This is a genomic window from Curtobacterium sp. PhB136, from assembly GCF_004346855.1.
Taxonomy (GTDB): Bacteria; Actinomycetota; Actinomycetes; order Actinomycetales; family Microbacteriaceae; genus Curtobacterium.
This window is the reverse complement of record NZ_SMGH01000009.1, coordinates 118,140-131,780: the sequence shown is the minus strand read 5'-3', so window position 1 is coordinate 131,780 and position 13,641 is coordinate 118,140. Positions and strand designations below refer to the sequence as shown.

Below are 13,641 nucleotides of genomic sequence, written 5' to 3'. Positions count from 1 at the left end.
AGGCCCGGTGCCAGCTGGTACCGGGCCTCCCGTCCGTCCTGGTGCCCCGTCTCGGGCGGCGGCCGTCAGCGGGTGTGGAGGAGGTCCTCGACCTCGGCGAGGACGCGGTCGGGCGTGACCTCGTCGACGTAGGACGGGTCGTGCTCGCAGCGCTCCGCGGTCCAGCCCACCTGGGTGACGTCGACGCCGCAGACCGGGCACCGCGTGACGAAGCTCATCAGCACCCGGTGCCGGCCGCGATCGAGCGGACCGGCGTTGATCACGTTGCCGAACCAGAAGACGCCGACCGTCCTGGCACCCACCGCGAGGGCGATGTGCCGCGGGCCGGAGTCGTCGCCGACCATCACGTCGGCCGCGCCGAGCACCGCCGGCAGCTCGCCGAGCGGCAGCGTCCCGACGAGGTCGTGCAGCCGCGCCGCCCCGGTCGGACCGACAGCAGCGACGATCGCGGCCGCTGCGGGACGGTCCGAGTCGTCGCCGACCAGGACGACGTCGTCACCGGCCTCGATGCGGGCGAGTGCGACGGCGGCGAAGTGCTCGGGGCTCCAGCGACGACGGGGGTCCGTGGCGCCGGGGTGCATGGCGACGAGGTTCCGCGTGACGCCGAGCCGGGAGCGGACCGCGGCGCGTTCCTCGTCGGTGACCGCGACGCGGGGGTCGAGCGTGACGGGGTCGGCGCCCGCGAGCCCGACCACCTCGAGGCCGCGGAGGACCTCGTGCTGGTAGTAGACGTAGCGGACCCAGCGCTCGAGGACCTCGGCGTCCTCAGTCGCGGTGCCCACGGTGTGGCGGGCGCCGAGCCGCAGCAGGAACGGGTTCGAGTTCCGGCCACCGCCGTGCAGCTGCACCGCGAGGTCGAACCGGCCGTGCAGCCGGGCCGTGATCTCGTCGAGGTCGGGGACGCCCTCGCCGGAGTCCCGGACGCCGGGGGCGAGGGGGAGCTCCTCGAACGCGTGGACGGCGTCCGTCCGGCCCTGCAGCAGGGTCGCGGCGGCCGGGGTGCCGAGCAGCGTCAGGCGCGCCTCGGGGTACGCGGCGGCCAGCGCCTCGATCGCCGGCATCGCGAACATCAGGTCGCCGAGACCCCCGCCCCGGAGCACCGCGATCTCGCGGATCCCCTCGAACCGTTCGCCGCCGTTGCCGATCCGCACCACGTCCGCGTTCTCCTTCGTCTCGCCTGTCCGGTCCTCCCTGTCTACCGGGACCGAGCCGTGCGCGTCCCCCGGTCAGCCCGGCCTGGCCAGCCACCGCCTCCCCGGTCGGCCCGGCCTGGCCGCCCACCGCGGACTCCGCGGGGGGCGCCTGGCCGCCCACCGCGGACCCCGTGACCGTGCCCAGGGAGCGAGGAGCACGGTCTGACTTCCCGCTCCCGACAGCTGTTCCGGAAGGACGCGCATGACGCTCGAAGCCCCCACCACGACCGCGCAGACCACCGAGCTGGTCGTCCTCGACCCGGTGACCGGGGCGGTGGCGTCGACCACGCCCGTCGCGTCCCCCGAGCAGGTGCACGACGCCGTGACCCGGGCCCGGACCGCGTTCCCGACCTGGGCGCGCACCGCTCCGGCCGACCGGGGTGCGCTGCTCCGGACCGCGGCCGAACACCTCCGCGAGCACGCTGACGAACTCGCCGAGCTGAACACCCGCGAGACCGGCAAGGTCCCCGGCGACGCACTCGGCGGGGTCGAGGCCGGCATCGGCACGCTCCTGCAGTACGCGGAACTCGGACCGCTGCACCGCGGCGAGTCGCTCCGCGGCCAGCACGGAGCCGCCGACTGGACCGTGCCGCACCCGCGTGGGGTCGTCCTCGCCCTCACCCCGTGGAACGACCCGGTGGCGGTCGCACTCGGGATCATCGGTGCAGCCGTCGTGACCGGCAACACGGTCGTGCACAAGGGCAGCGAGCGGTGCCCGGCGACGATCGCACGGCTCAACGAGCTGCTCGCCGAGGTCCTGCCCGACGGCGTCCTGGTGGGTGTCGACGGCGACGCGTCCACCGGTGAGGCGCTCCTCGCCGAGGACGGCATCGCGGTCTACGCGCACGTCGGTTCGACCGCGACCGGCGACCGACTCGCGGCGGCGGCGACCGGCACCCGCGCGCACGTGATCCGTGAGAACGGCGGGAACGACGCCGTCGTCGTGGACGCCGACGTCGACCCGGTGTGGGCCGCCGCGCAGACCGCCCTCGGCGCCTTCGCCAACACCGGCCAGATCTGCACGAGCGTCGAGCGCGTCTACGTGCACCGCGACGTCGCCGACGCCTTCGTGGACGCACTCGTCGCCGAGGCCGAGCGTCGCACGGCGCTGCCCGCCGCCGAGTACGGCCCCCTGGTCGACGAGCGGCTCCGGAGCCTCGTGCAGGCGCACGTCGACGACGCGGCGTCCCGCGGTGCGAGCGTCCGGACCGGCGGCACCGTGCCCGAGGGTGACGGCACGTTCTACCCGGCGACCGTGCTCACCGAGGTCCCGGACGACGCGCTCGCGCTGACCGAGGAGACCTTCGGGCCGATCGCGCCCGTGCGGGTCGTCGACTCCTTCGACGAGGGGCTGCGCCTCGCGGCCGCGGACCGGTACGGCCTCGCCGCCACCGTCCTGACGAACGACACCGGGAACGCGCTCCGGGCCGCGGCGACCCTGCCGGTCGGCACCGTGAAGGTGAACGCCGTGTTCGGCGGCGCTCCCGGCGGCAGCGCGGAGCCCCGCGGGGCCTCCGGCGCCGGCTTCGGGTACGGGCCGCACCTGCTCGACGAGATGACGACGACCACGGTGGTGCACCTCGAACCGGCGCCGCCAGCAGGGCCGACAGCGCCGGCAGCGCCAGCAGGGCCGGCAGCGACAGCAGCGCCGGCAGCGCCGACCGCGACCGGGGCCCCCGCCGACACGTCCACCGCCGACGCCGAGGGGTTCGACCGGTGACCGCCGACGTCCGTCTCGTCCGGGACCTCGTCGGACGCATCGACGACCGCGAACCGCTCGTCGTCGTGATCGGCGACTGCATCCTCGACCGCTGGACCATCGGCGAGGCCGAGCGGGTCTCCCGTGAGGCCCCGGCCCCCGTCGTCCGCGTCACCGAGACCATCGCGGTCCCCGGTGGCGCCGCGAACACCGCGGTGAACGCCCGCACGCTCGGCGCCCGGGTCCGGATGGCCGGCATCGTCGGCGACGACGAGACCGGCACGGTCCTGCTCGAGCGGCTCGGTGCCGCCGGCGTCGACACGTCCTTCATGGTCCGGATCCCCGGCGCCACCACGACCTCGAAGTCCCGGATCGTCGGTGGCGACCGCGTGGTCGTCCGTGTCGACGAACTCGCGGGCACCCCGACCGACGGCCACACCGACCAGCTCGCCGCCGCGATCGCCCGAGCCGTCCACGGCGCCGACGCCGCGGTCGTGTGCGACTACGGCCTCGGCGTCACACCGGAGTCCGTGTTGCCGGTGCTCGAGGCGCACCGCCCCGACGTCGTCGTGGTGGACGCCCACGACCTCCGCGGGTGGCACGACCTCCGTCCGGACCTCGTCACGCCGAACGCCAGCGAGACCGCGGCGCTCCTCGGTCGCACGCTCGACCAGGGCACCGACCGCGCCGCGACCGTGGTCGAGGTGCGCGAGCAGGTGCTCCGGGCGACCGGCGCGGAGGCCGCCGTGGTCACGCTCGACCGCGACGGCACGGTGCTCCTCGAACGGGGCGAGGACCAGGGCTTCCGTACCCGCGCGACCCCCGCGTCCGAGCAGCAGGCGTCCGGCGCCGGTGACACGTTCTGCGCTGCCGCGTCCGTCGCCCTCGCCGTCGGTGCGTCGGCCCGCGACGCCGTCACCTTCGCCCAGGCCGCCGCCGACGTCGTCGTCCGCGAGGCCGGGACGTCCACCTGCGACGCCGACGCCCTCCTCCGCTCCGTGGAGGCCCCGGCGGAGACCGTCGTCGACCACGACGACCTCGCCGCCGCCGTCGAGCAGGCGCACCGCGACGGCCGTCGGGTCGTCTTCACGAACGGCTGCTTCGACGTCGTGCACCGTGGCCACACGTCGTACCTGCGCCAGGCGAGCGAGCTCGGCGACCTGCTCGTGGTCGCGTTGAACGACGACGACTCGGTCCGCCGTCTGAAGGGCCCGGAGCGGCCGATCAACACCGCGGAGGACCGCGCCGGGGTCCTCGCGGCACTCGCCTGCGTGGACCTCGTCACCGTCTTCGCGACGGACACCCCGATCCCCCTCATCGAGCGGGTCCGCCCGGACGTCTACGTCAAGGGCGGGGACTACTCCCCCGAGATGCTCCGCGAGACCGAGGTGGTGCGGGGCTACGGCGGCGAGGTCGTCATGGTCGACTACGTGCCGGAGCACTCCACGAGTGCGGTCGTGCGCCGCATCCGCGAGACGTCAGGAGGCACCTCGGAGGGCGGTGCCGCGTGAACACCGCCCGGTCCTGAGCGACCGGTCCGCCGCGCGTGTGCGCCACGGGCGGAGGTTTCTTCCCATCCCGGTCGCGATGGAAAGCGAAATCGCGCGTAGGAAGTCCGAAGTTCGGACCTCCTACGCGCGATTCGACCTGCCCGTCAGCGGAGTGGTCGCAACTCAGGCGGCGAGGTGCGCCTGCAGGAACCAGCGGTCCTTGGTGAGCCCGCGCTCGATCTCGATGACGACGTCCTGGCTGTTGAGGTCGACCTCGTCGAGGCCCTCGACCGCACGACGGACCTGCGCGAGCGCGGCGTCGATGTCGGCGATGACCTCGGTGATGGTGACGTCGGAGTTCTGGAAGCCCTCCGACAGCGCCGGGATGGTGGTGTTCGCGGCGACGGTCGCGATGCGCGAGTCGACCGGCAGGCCGAGGGCGACGATGCGCTCCGCGGCGAGGTCGGCGTACTCCTGCGCGTGCTCGACGATCTGGTCGAGGAGCTCGTGCACGCCGATGAAGTTGCGGCCGCGGACGTGCCAGTGCGCCTGCTTGCCGTTGACGACCAGGGCTTCGAGGTCGATGACGACGGGCGCGAGGAACTGGGCGACCCCGGCGGCGAGCTCCGGCGTGGTGGAGAACGGCGACGTGGTGTTCGTCGTGGTGGTGGTCGTGGTGGTGCTCGTGCTCATGGTTGCCTCCTGCTACCTCGAGGTTGCACCGGGTTCCTGCACCCGGTCTGACCGATGGACCCACCATGCTCCGTTTTCTTGAACGGCGCAAGGAAGCACAGGCTGACCTTACCCGCCGTACTCCACGACGACCTGCTGGCCGGCGTCGGCGAGCTCCAGCTGGACGGCGGCGCGGGCCTGCTCGGCCCACGGGCTGTCGGAGCACCCGATCCACACGGAGGTGCGCGGCTCGCAGTCGGTCACGCACCACTCGGACGCCCAGCCGATGACGGCGGCCGCCAGGGCTTCCCCGTGGTCGGCGAAGCAGAGCGACGGGACGTTCGACGGGCGGGTGGTGCGGACGAGCCAGGTCACGGTGACGCGCGGCGGTGCCGGCAGGATGCGGACCTGCTCCTCGAGGGCGACCTCGACGAAGACCTGGCCGTAGGCGTTCTCGGGCAGTTCGGCGAGCATCCGGTGGATCTCCGGGAGGTCCTCGACGGCTCCTGCGATGAGGATGCGCTCGCTGGGCTGTCGTCGGGTCCGGGCCATGGCTCAACGGTAAGGGAAGCCTTACCTCAGAACAACCCCGAGTTGCTGTGAAAGGAACTCCCACATCCACGTGAGCGCGACGGCGTTCGTCAGCCCGGGGGCGTTCTGCGCGAGCTGGGTCGCCACGCCGTCGCTGTACGCGGCGAGCTTCAGCGCGACGACCGAGGCGTCGATGCCGTCCGAGGCCGTGTCGAACGTGCCGTCCTCGACCCCGCGCCGGATCACCCGGACCAGGCACGCCTCCCACACGCGGATCCGCTCGGCGTACTCGTCGGCGACCTCCGGACGGCGTGCGACCGCCGTCCAGTAGTCGGACCAGATCCGCCAGTGCTGTCGGACCTCGTCGCTGTCGTCGAAGAGCGGCTCGACGAGCATCCGGAGTGCTCGGACGGTGTCGGGCTCGGCGTCGACGGCCGCGACGATCGCGCCGTAGAACCGCTCGGTCTCGAGCACGACGACCTCGTTGAGGATCTCGGCGACGCTCGCGAAGTGGTAGGTCACCGTGCCGACGGACACCCCGGCCTCGGCCGCGATGTCCCGGAGCCCGGTGGCGCCGAGGCCGTTCCGGACGATCACCGACCGCGCGGCGCGGACGATCATCGCGCGCCGGACCTCCGGCCGCTGCCGCACGCGCCCGGCGGCGGACGCCGCCGTGCTCACGCGGACTCCCGGGGCACCTCGTCGCGGAAGGTGTGCTCGGCGACGAGCTCCTCGGCGGCGTCCACCCCGTCCCTGGCCCAGGCCCGCACGGTGTTCACGACGGAGAACGCCTCGGCGGACGCGGTGACGGACGAGGTGGTCTCGAGCCGTGCCGCCCAGGTGTCCTGCGACAGCCCGATCGCCCACCGGGACGCCGCACTGGCGGACGTCGGGTCCCCGGAGCGGATCCGGTAGGTCTCGCGGGCGTCCTCGCTGAACACCAGCCCGTCCGGGTACACGCGTCCGCCGCCGTAGCCGGGGTCGACGTCGAGCGTCCACTCCCCCGTCTCGACGTCGTGCGTGACCGTGCGCTGCGGCAGCGGTTCCGTCGGCTCGACCCGGGTGATCGCCAGCGGCGTCGAACGGACCGGGTCCTCGAAGCGGATGCCGGCGTCCACCGCGGGGTCGCCGTGCCACACCGGCAGGGTGACCGAACTCGCCGCGGGGTCCACCACGAGTGCCGCGGCGACCCCGTGCGGCCACACCCACGGCCAGTACGACGTCGACACCGCGAGGCGCAGGCGGTGCCCGGCGAGGAACCGGTGGCCGGTCGAGACGAGCCGCACGGGCACCACGGTCGACGTGCCGGGTTCGAGCGGGTCGTCGCGGTCCATCCCGTTCCGACGCGCGGCGTTCACCACCCCGCGGGTGACGAGCGTGGAGCTGCCGTCCGGCGCGACGTCGCAAAGCCGCACGGTCACGGTCGCCCGCGGCTGGTCACTGGTCACCGACAGGTCGACCAGGACGTTGCCGAGCAGGTCGAACGACTCCTCGACGGGCAGGTCGAAGCAGACGGACCGGCCGTCCTCCGCGCGCTGGTCCGGCGGCAGGTCGGTGGCGTTGCCGAACGGGAAGAACCGGCCCGCGTCGGCGCCGGTCTCCTCGGGCGAGGCCACGACGACGGCGCCGTCGCGGCCGCCGCGCAACGTGTCGAGCGGGAGCACCCGCGGCTCGGTGGACGTCGACGGCCAGGCGGTCGCGCCGACCCAGCGACCGGTCCGCTCGGCGTAGTACGACGCGGGCGGCTCGGGGTCGTTGATCCACGCCCGGAGCGCGGGCTCCTGCTCGACACCGGTGTCGACTCCGCGGAGCCACCGGTCCCACCAGCGGAGGGACTCCTGCAGGAAGCCGATCGACGGCCCCGGCGCGAGTCCGCGGTCCGGGTACTGGTGCGACCACGGCCCGACGATCCCCTTGACCGGGGCGTCGACGTGCTCCACGAGGCGGAGCACGGCGTCCCGGTAGGGGTCCGCCCAGCCGCCGACCGCGAGCACCGCCGCGCTGATGTCGGCGTAGTCCTCGGACGCGCTGCCGTGCCGCCAGTAGTCGTCGCGCGTCTGGTGCGACAGCCACACCGGCGTCATCGGCCGGTTCGCGTCGAGCCGTTCACGCCACCGGGACACCCACGACGGCCCGACGACCTCGGGCCGGGGCGGCCGGGAGTTGAACGCGAACATCGTCGCGCCCCACGCCGCCATGTCGATGCCGAGCACCGCACCGCCGACGTAGTGCACGTCGTTGTCGTACCGGTCGTCGGTGGAGCACACCGTGACGATGGCCTTGAGTGCGGCGGGAGCGCGGGCGGCGAGCTGCAGCGCGTTGAACCCGCCCCAGGAGATGCCGAACATCCCGACGGCACCGGTCGACCAGGGCTGCTCAGCGAGCCAGGCGATCACGGCCTCGCCGTCGCGGAGCTCCTGCTCGCTGTACTCGTCGTCGAAGAACCCGTCCGAGGACCCGGTCCCGCGGATGTCCACCCGGACGGACGCGTACCCGTGCGCGGCGTACCAGGGGTGCCGCTCGGAGTCGCGCGGCGCGGTCCAGTCGTCGAGCCGGTACGGCAGGTACTCCAGCAGCACGGGCACCGGGGCGTCGGTCACGGGCGACCAGATCCGGGTGTGCAGCCGGACACCGTCCGGCATCGGGATCCACTCGTCCCGGACCGCGACGCCCGGCGGCAGTCCGCCCGGCACCCCGATCGCCGTCAGCGACGCGGTCATGCGTCCTCCCAGTTCCTGATCCGGTGTCCGTCGCCGTGGTCGGTCCAGCCGTCGGCGTTCCGCCAGTGCTGCACGCCGTCGTCGACGTCCGGCAGCTCGGTGACGCCCGGCTCGAGCGTCGCCGCGAGGAGCGTCCGCGTGTACGGGTGGTTCGGGCCGCCGAAGACCCGCTCGGTCGGGCCGATCTCGACGATCCGGCCGCCGGTCATCACGGCGACCCGGTCGGCCACGCCCCGGACGACGGCGAGGTCGTGGCTGATGAACAGGCAGCTCAGCCCCTGCTCACGCTGCAGGTCCGCCAGCAGCCCGAGGATCCCGGCCTGCACCTGCACGTCGAGTGCTGTGGTGATCTCGTCCGCGATCACGAGCTCCGGTCCGGCCGCCAGCGCACGGGCGATCCCGACACGCTGGCGCTGACCGCCGGAGAGCTGGGCGGGCAGGCGGTTCGCGAACTCCGGTCCGAGCCCCACCTGTGTCAGCAGTTCGTCGACCCGCGCACGCGACGACGACCCGGTGAACAGTTTCAGCGGCCGCGCGACCGCGGCGCCGACGGTCCGCCGGGGGTTGAGCGAGGTGTCCGCGTTCTGGAACACGAGCTGGACGGCCCGGCGGAGCGCGGTGCTCCGTCCGGCGACCGGGTCCCGGAGGTCCCCCGAGGTCGTCCCGCCGTCGTAGGTGAACGTCCCCGACTCGGTGGGCACGAGCCCGGCGAGTGCCGTCGCGAGCGTGGACTTGCCGCTGCCGGACTCGCCGACGACGGCGAGCGTCTCGCGCGGTGCGATGTCGAAGGACACGCCGTCGACGGCGGCCGGCAGGCCGCGTCCGTAACGCACCACCAGGTCCCGTGCGGTCACCAGGGGGCGGACGGGAGGCTCGGTGCCAGTGGACCGGCCGGTGACCGTCCCGGGGACGGTCGCCATCGACGGCGCGTGCCCACCGCCTCCAGGACGGGTCCCGTCCGGCACCGCGGCCAACAGGGCGCGCGTGTACTCGTGCTGCGGGTCGGCGAAGAGCGCCGCCGTCGGGCGGTGCTCGACGATCTCGCCCTGCCGCATCACGGCGATCTCGTCGGCCATCGCCGACACGACGCCGAGGTCGTGGCTGACGAGGAGGACGGCCATGCCGAGCTCCCGGCCGAGGTCCGCGACCAGGTCGAGGACCGCCGCCTGCGTGACGACGTCGAGCGCCGTGGTCGGCTCGTCGAGGACGAGCACCCGGGGTCGGGCCGCGACGGCCATCGCGATCGCGACGCGCTGCTGCTGGCCACCGGAGAGCTGGTGCGGGTACCGGCGGCCGATCGTGTCCGGGGACGGCAGGCGCACGAGCCGGACGAGCTCCGTGACCCGCTCCGGGCCGTCGGGCTCGCCGTGGGCGCGGAGGGCCTCGCGGATCTGCTCGCCGACGCGCATCGAGGGGGTGAGTGCCTGCCCGGCGTTCTGGGCGACCACGGAGGCCGTACCGCCTCGGAGCGCCCGGGTGGCGGACGGCGACAGGGCGAAGACGTCCTGGTCGGCGACCGTGACCGAACCGCCGACGATGCGGGAGCCGGTGCGGAGGTGCGCGAGGAGGGTCCGGGCGACGGTGGACTTGCCGCTGCCGGACTCCCCGACCAGGCCGAGCGTCCGGCCGGCGGCGATGGTGAACGAGACGCCGCGGACGACGGGGACCTGGGTCCGGCCGGCGGCGTAGGAGATCGCGAGGTCCTCGACGCGGACGGTGGCGGTGTCCGGTGCGGTCCTGGTCGTGTCCGCGGCGGTCGTGGTCGTCGACGCGGTCGCGTCGGTGCTGGGGTCGGTCATGCGCTCGTTGCTCCCTGCGTGGCACGGTCGACGCCGAGCGACTTGGCCAGCCCGTCCGCGGCGAGGTTGAGGCCGATCACGAGCGTCGCCAGCGCCACGATCGGCGCCAGCGTGCCGAGCGGCACGACGGTCAGTGCGGTGCGGTTCTCCTGCACCATGAGGCCCCAGTCCGGCGTCGGCGGGTTCGCACCGAAGCCGAGGAAGGACAGCGAGGCGACGAGGAGGACGATCCAGGACGCCCGCATCGCGTACTCGACGAGCACGACGTCGAGGACGTTCGGCAGGATCTCGCGGAACACGATCGACAGCGGCTTCTCCCCGCGGGCGCGTGCCGCGGTGACGTAGTCCTGCGTGATCACCGTCCGGGCGGCGCCACGGACCACGCGGGTCACGGCGGGCGCGTAGACGATCGTCACGGCGAGCACGATCACCCAGAGCCCGGCGTCGAACACCGTCACGACGACGAGCAGGGCGAGGATCGACGGCACGCTGAGCAGTGCGTCGACGACCCGCATCACGACCTCGTCGAACCAGTTGTCGGCGTACGCGGTGATTGCACCGAGGACCGTGCCGACGGCGACCGCGATGGTCGTCGCGAGGAAGGTCACCAGGAGCGCGTACCGGCCACCGTTCAGGGTGCGGGACAGGATGTCGCGGCCGTACTGGTCGGTGCCGAGCCAGTGGCTCCACTCCGGGCCGGCGAGGACGTTCGTCGAGTCCGTCGCCACCGGGTCGTGCACGGCGATGACGGGGGCCAGGATCGCGAGCACCAGGTGCAGCGCGATGAGGCCGAGGCCGATGCTCAGGGCGGTCGAGGAGCGCAACGGTGCGACGGCGGCACCGATCACGTTCCGCGAGCGGGGGGCGATGGCGGTCATGCTGCGGTCCCTTCGTTCGCGCGGGCGCGGGCGGCGCGTGCGGCCCGTCGTGCGGGCGGACGGACGCGGGTCCGCCGCTGCCGGGTGCGGAGCCGCGGGTCGAGCGCCAGTGCGACGAGGTCCGCCGCGAGGTTGCAGATGACGTAGATGACGGCGCTGAGGAGCGCGATCGCCTCGATCGTCGGCAGGTCCCGGTTGAAGACGGACTCGAGCATCAGCTTGCCCATGCCCGGGTAGTTGAAGACGTTCTCCACGACGACCACGCCGCCGAGGAGCCAGGCGACGTTCAGCGCGACGACGTTGAGCGTCGGCAGCAGCGCACTCGGCACCGCGTGCTTCCAGACCACTCGGCGCATCGTCAGGCCCTTGAGCTCGGCGGTGGTGACGAACTCGGACGCCATCACGTCGATCGTCGAGGACCGGGCGGTCCGGACGATGTACGCGGCCATCGCCAGGGTCAGCACGATGATCGGCAGCCAGATCGTCGGCAGGAGCTCCCCGACGGTGGCGTCGCTCCCGCGCAGCACCACGGCGGGGAACAACGGGATGCCGATCGCGAAGAGCAGCACGAGCACGGTGGCGACCATGAACTCCGGGACGCTCATCACGACGAGGCTGACGATCGAGATCACCCGGTCGCTCGGACGGCCGCGACGGACCCCGGCGACGACGCCGAGCGTCAGGGAGAGCGTCACGCCGACGAGCATCGCGGGCACGGCGATCAGCATGCTGTTCCGGAACGCGGTGAAGAGCGTCGGTGCGACCGGCTCCCCGCTGACGAGCGAGGTCCCGAAGTCGCCGTGCGCCGCGCCGACGAGCCACTGCCCGTAGCGGAGCCACACGTTCTGGTCGAGGCCGAGGGACTCGCGCAGCTGCTTGACCGCTGCCGGCGTGGCGTTCTGCCCGAGGAGCTGCTGCGCGACGTCGCCGGGCAGGGCCTGCACCGCGAGGAACACGAACAGGGAGGCGAGCACCACCGTCAGCACGGCGATGCCGACGCGGCGGAGGACGGGGAGGAGGACGTTCATCGGCGCAGTCCGATCCGGAGGTAGTCGAACTCGAAGCCGAACTCCGAGTAGTTGACGACGTCGCGGGAGAGCCCCACGAGGCGGTCGCCGAACATCGGGGTCATGTCGGCGCCGTCCGCGACGACGAGTCGCTGGGCGTCCTGGTAGAGCGTCTTCCGCTTGGCGTCGTCCATCTCCGCGCGGGCCTCGTCCAGGAGCAGGTCGAAGGACCCGTTCGACCACGCGCTCTCGTTGTAGGAGGACCCGGACCGGAAGATCTGGTTGAGCAGCTGGTCGATCGGCCGGCCGGTGAACCAGTAGCTCACCATCAGCGGCTTCTGCATCCAGATCTGCGTGTAGTACGAGTCGGAGGACGCGCTCCGGACCGTCAGGTCGATCCCGGCGTCCGCCACCTGGTCGCGGTACGCGACCGCGAGCGGGGTGAAGACCGACTCGTAACTGGACGTGTAGATCGAGGTGCGCAGTCCCTCCCGTCCGGCCTGCTTGAGCAGGCTCTTGGCCTTGTCCGGGTCGTACTCGCGGGGTTCGTCGAGGAACGCGGCGAGCTGCGGCGGCACCGGGTTGTCCCAACCGGGCGAACCGGTCCCCTGCAGTGCCGTCTCCACGATCCGCTTCGGGTCGTAGGCGAGCTTCATCGCCTGCCGCACCTTCGGGTCCTTGAACTCGGCACTCGTCGCGAGCATCGGGATCGTGTACCACTGCGCGTTCACCGAGCGGGCGACCGTCGCACGGTCCGAGGCGGCCACCACCCGGGCCGTGGCGAAGTCGAGGTTCGTCTGCGAGATCAGGTCGATCTGGCCGGCGAGCAGCGCGTTCACCCGGGCCGTCGTGTCCTGGATGGAGAAGAAGTCGATGCCGTCGAGGGCCGGACGTCCGGCGAAGTGGTCGTCGAACGCCTCGACGCTGCCGGCACCGGCCGGCGTGAAGGAGGACAGCTTGAACGGTCCGGTGCCGATGCCCGTGCGGCCGATCGTCGCCACCGCGGCGGCCGGCACGATGTAGCACTGGTACGCCGTCAGGAGCGACGGGAACTCGGCGTTCGGCTTCGTCAGGTCGAAGCGGAGCGTGTACGGGTCGACCACGTGCATGGACTTCGCCGTCATCACCTCACCGAGGACGCCGGCCTGCGGGGAGCCCGTCGCCTCGTCGAGGATGTGCGCGATGCTCGCGACGGCGTCGTCGGCGCTGAACCGGGATCCGTCGTGGAACCGGACACCACGGCGCAGATGGAACGTCCACACGGTGCCGTCGGCGTTCGCGGACCACTCGCGAGCGAGGTCGGGGACGGTCTCCCCCGACTCGTCGAGCTTCACGAGGCGGTTGTAGAGCGCGCCGAGGTACTCGTACGCGGACAGCGAGCTGGCGGAGTCGAGGGTCTCGGCGGCCGATGCCGCCGGCCGGGCGATGCGGAGCCGACCACCGCGACGTGCGGCGCCGGTGGCCGCCTGCTCGGGGATGCTGACGGTGCCCGCGCTCGCGCCGGTGCTGCACCCGGTGAGGGTGAGCAGGCCGAGACCGGCGAGTCCTGCCGCCCCCGTGAGGAGCGTGCGGCGGCTGGGACGGCGGTCGGGTTCTGGGGGCTGGACGATGGGCTGCATTCGGGGTGACCCCTCCTGGTAATCGTTCCGGTG

Annotated in this window: 11 protein-coding genes; 2 read left to right on the top strand and 9 right to left on the bottom strand. The window is 73.0% G+C overall.

The window, feature by feature from the left end; translation table 11 throughout:
- Nucleotides 1-65 precede the first annotated feature (65 nt).
- Complete coding sequence (locus EDF27_RS16445; RefSeq protein WP_132050018.1) at nucleotides 66-1,154, bottom strand: glycosyltransferase family 9 protein; 1,089 nt, start codon at nucleotides 1,152-1,154, stop codon at nucleotides 66-68.
- Nucleotides 1,155-1,395: 241 nt separating this feature from the next.
- On the opposite strand from EDF27_RS16445, the gene EDF27_RS16440 reads away from it, so the two are divergent.
- Together EDF27_RS16440 and rfaE2 are read left to right on the top strand one after the other, a co-directional pair.
- Entirely contained in the window at nucleotides 1,396-2,913 is a 1,518-nt protein-coding gene (locus EDF27_RS16440; RefSeq protein WP_132050016.1) for an aldehyde dehydrogenase family protein, read from the top strand.
- A complete protein-coding gene (gene rfaE2, locus EDF27_RS16435; protein WP_132050013.1) occupies nucleotides 2,910-4,403 on the top strand; it encodes a D-glycero-beta-D-manno-heptose 1-phosphate adenylyltransferase in 1,494 nt (497 codons plus the stop codon). Before EDF27_RS16440 ends, rfaE2 begins: the two co-directional genes overlap by 4 nt.
- Nucleotides 4,404-4,565: 162 nt before the next feature.
- On the opposite strand, the gene EDF27_RS16430 is transcribed toward rfaE2, so the two are convergent.
- The 8 genes from EDF27_RS16430 to EDF27_RS16395 all read right to left on the bottom strand — a co-directional run bounded on the left by EDF27_RS16430 (nucleotide 4,566) and on the right by EDF27_RS16395 (nucleotide 13,608).
- Nucleotides 4,566-5,075 (bottom strand): DNA starvation/stationary phase protection protein, encoded by a 510-nt coding sequence (locus EDF27_RS16430; RefSeq protein ID WP_123653399.1) that lies wholly within the window; start codon nucleotides 5,073-5,075, stop codon nucleotides 4,566-4,568.
- Nucleotides 5,076-5,183: 108 nt separating this feature from the next.
- A complete protein-coding gene (locus EDF27_RS16425; protein ID WP_132050011.1) occupies nucleotides 5,184-5,606 on the bottom strand; it encodes an SIP domain-containing protein in 423 nt (140 codons plus the stop codon).
- 21 nt (nucleotides 5,607-5,627) lie between these two features.
- Nucleotides 5,628-6,266 (bottom strand): TetR family transcriptional regulator C-terminal domain-containing protein, encoded by a 639-nt coding sequence (locus tag EDF27_RS16420; RefSeq protein WP_243698396.1) that lies wholly within the window; start codon nucleotides 6,264-6,266, stop codon nucleotides 5,628-5,630.
- Nucleotides 6,263-8,305 (bottom strand): CocE/NonD family hydrolase, encoded by a 2,043-nt coding sequence (locus EDF27_RS16415; RefSeq protein ID WP_132050009.1) that lies wholly within the window; start codon nucleotides 8,303-8,305, stop codon nucleotides 6,263-6,265. The genes EDF27_RS16420 and EDF27_RS16415 overlap by 4 nt, the downstream gene beginning before the upstream one ends.
- Nucleotides 8,302-10,104, bottom strand: coding sequence for an ABC transporter ATP-binding protein (locus EDF27_RS16410; RefSeq protein ID WP_132050007.1), 1,803 nt, complete (start codon nucleotides 10,102-10,104; stop codon nucleotides 8,302-8,304). Before EDF27_RS16410 ends, EDF27_RS16415 begins: the two co-directional genes overlap by 4 nt.
- Nucleotides 10,101-10,982 carry an ABC transporter permease gene (locus EDF27_RS16405; protein WP_123653395.1) on the bottom strand — a complete coding sequence of 294 codons (882 nt, stop codon included), beginning with the start codon at nucleotides 10,980-10,982 and terminating at the stop codon, nucleotides 10,101-10,103. The genes EDF27_RS16410 and EDF27_RS16405 overlap by 4 nt, the downstream gene beginning before the upstream one ends.
- Nucleotides 10,979-12,010, bottom strand: a complete 1,032-nt coding sequence (locus EDF27_RS16400) for an ABC transporter permease (protein WP_123703661.1) — start codon at nucleotides 12,008-12,010, stop codon at nucleotides 10,979-10,981. The genes EDF27_RS16405 and EDF27_RS16400 overlap by 4 nt, the downstream gene beginning before the upstream one ends.
- Complete coding sequence (locus EDF27_RS16395; RefSeq protein WP_123703663.1) at nucleotides 12,007-13,608, bottom strand: ABC transporter substrate-binding protein; 1,602 nt, start codon at nucleotides 13,606-13,608, stop codon at nucleotides 12,007-12,009. Before EDF27_RS16395 ends, EDF27_RS16400 begins: the two co-directional genes overlap by 4 nt.
- Nucleotides 13,609-13,641: the final 33 nt, after the last annotated feature.

What these genes read in the sequence shown, in the direction of transcription:
- EDF27_RS16425 (WP_132050011.1), bottom strand. Translation starts at nt 5,606, where the DNA reads ATGGCCCGGACCCGACGACAGCCCAGCGAGCGCATCCTCATCGCAGGA.
- EDF27_RS16400 (WP_123703661.1), bottom strand. Translation starts at nt 12,010, where the DNA reads ATGAACGTCCTCCTCCCCGTCCTCCGCCGCGTCGGCATCGCCGTGCTG.
- EDF27_RS16410 (WP_132050007.1), bottom strand. Translation starts at nt 10,104, where the DNA reads ATGACCGACCCCAGCACCGACGCGACCGCGTCGACGACCACGACCGCC.
- EDF27_RS16440 (WP_132050016.1), top strand. Translation starts at nt 1,396, where the DNA reads ATGACGCTCGAAGCCCCCACCACGACCGCGCAGACCACCGAGCTGGTC.
- EDF27_RS16415 (WP_132050009.1), bottom strand. Translation starts at nt 8,305, where the DNA reads ATGACCGCGTCGCTGACGGCGATCGGGGTGCCGGGCGGACTGCCGCCG.
- EDF27_RS16405 (WP_123653395.1), bottom strand. Translation starts at nt 10,982, where the DNA reads ATGACCGCCATCGCCCCCCGCTCGCGGAACGTGATCGGTGCCGCCGTC.
- EDF27_RS16395 (WP_123703663.1), bottom strand. Translation starts at nt 13,608, where the DNA reads ATGCAGCCCATCGTCCAGCCCCCAGAACCCGACCGCCGTCCCAGCCGC.
- EDF27_RS16430 (WP_123653399.1), bottom strand. Translation starts at nt 5,075, where the DNA reads ATGAGCACGAGCACCACCACGACCACCACCACGACGAACACCACGTCG.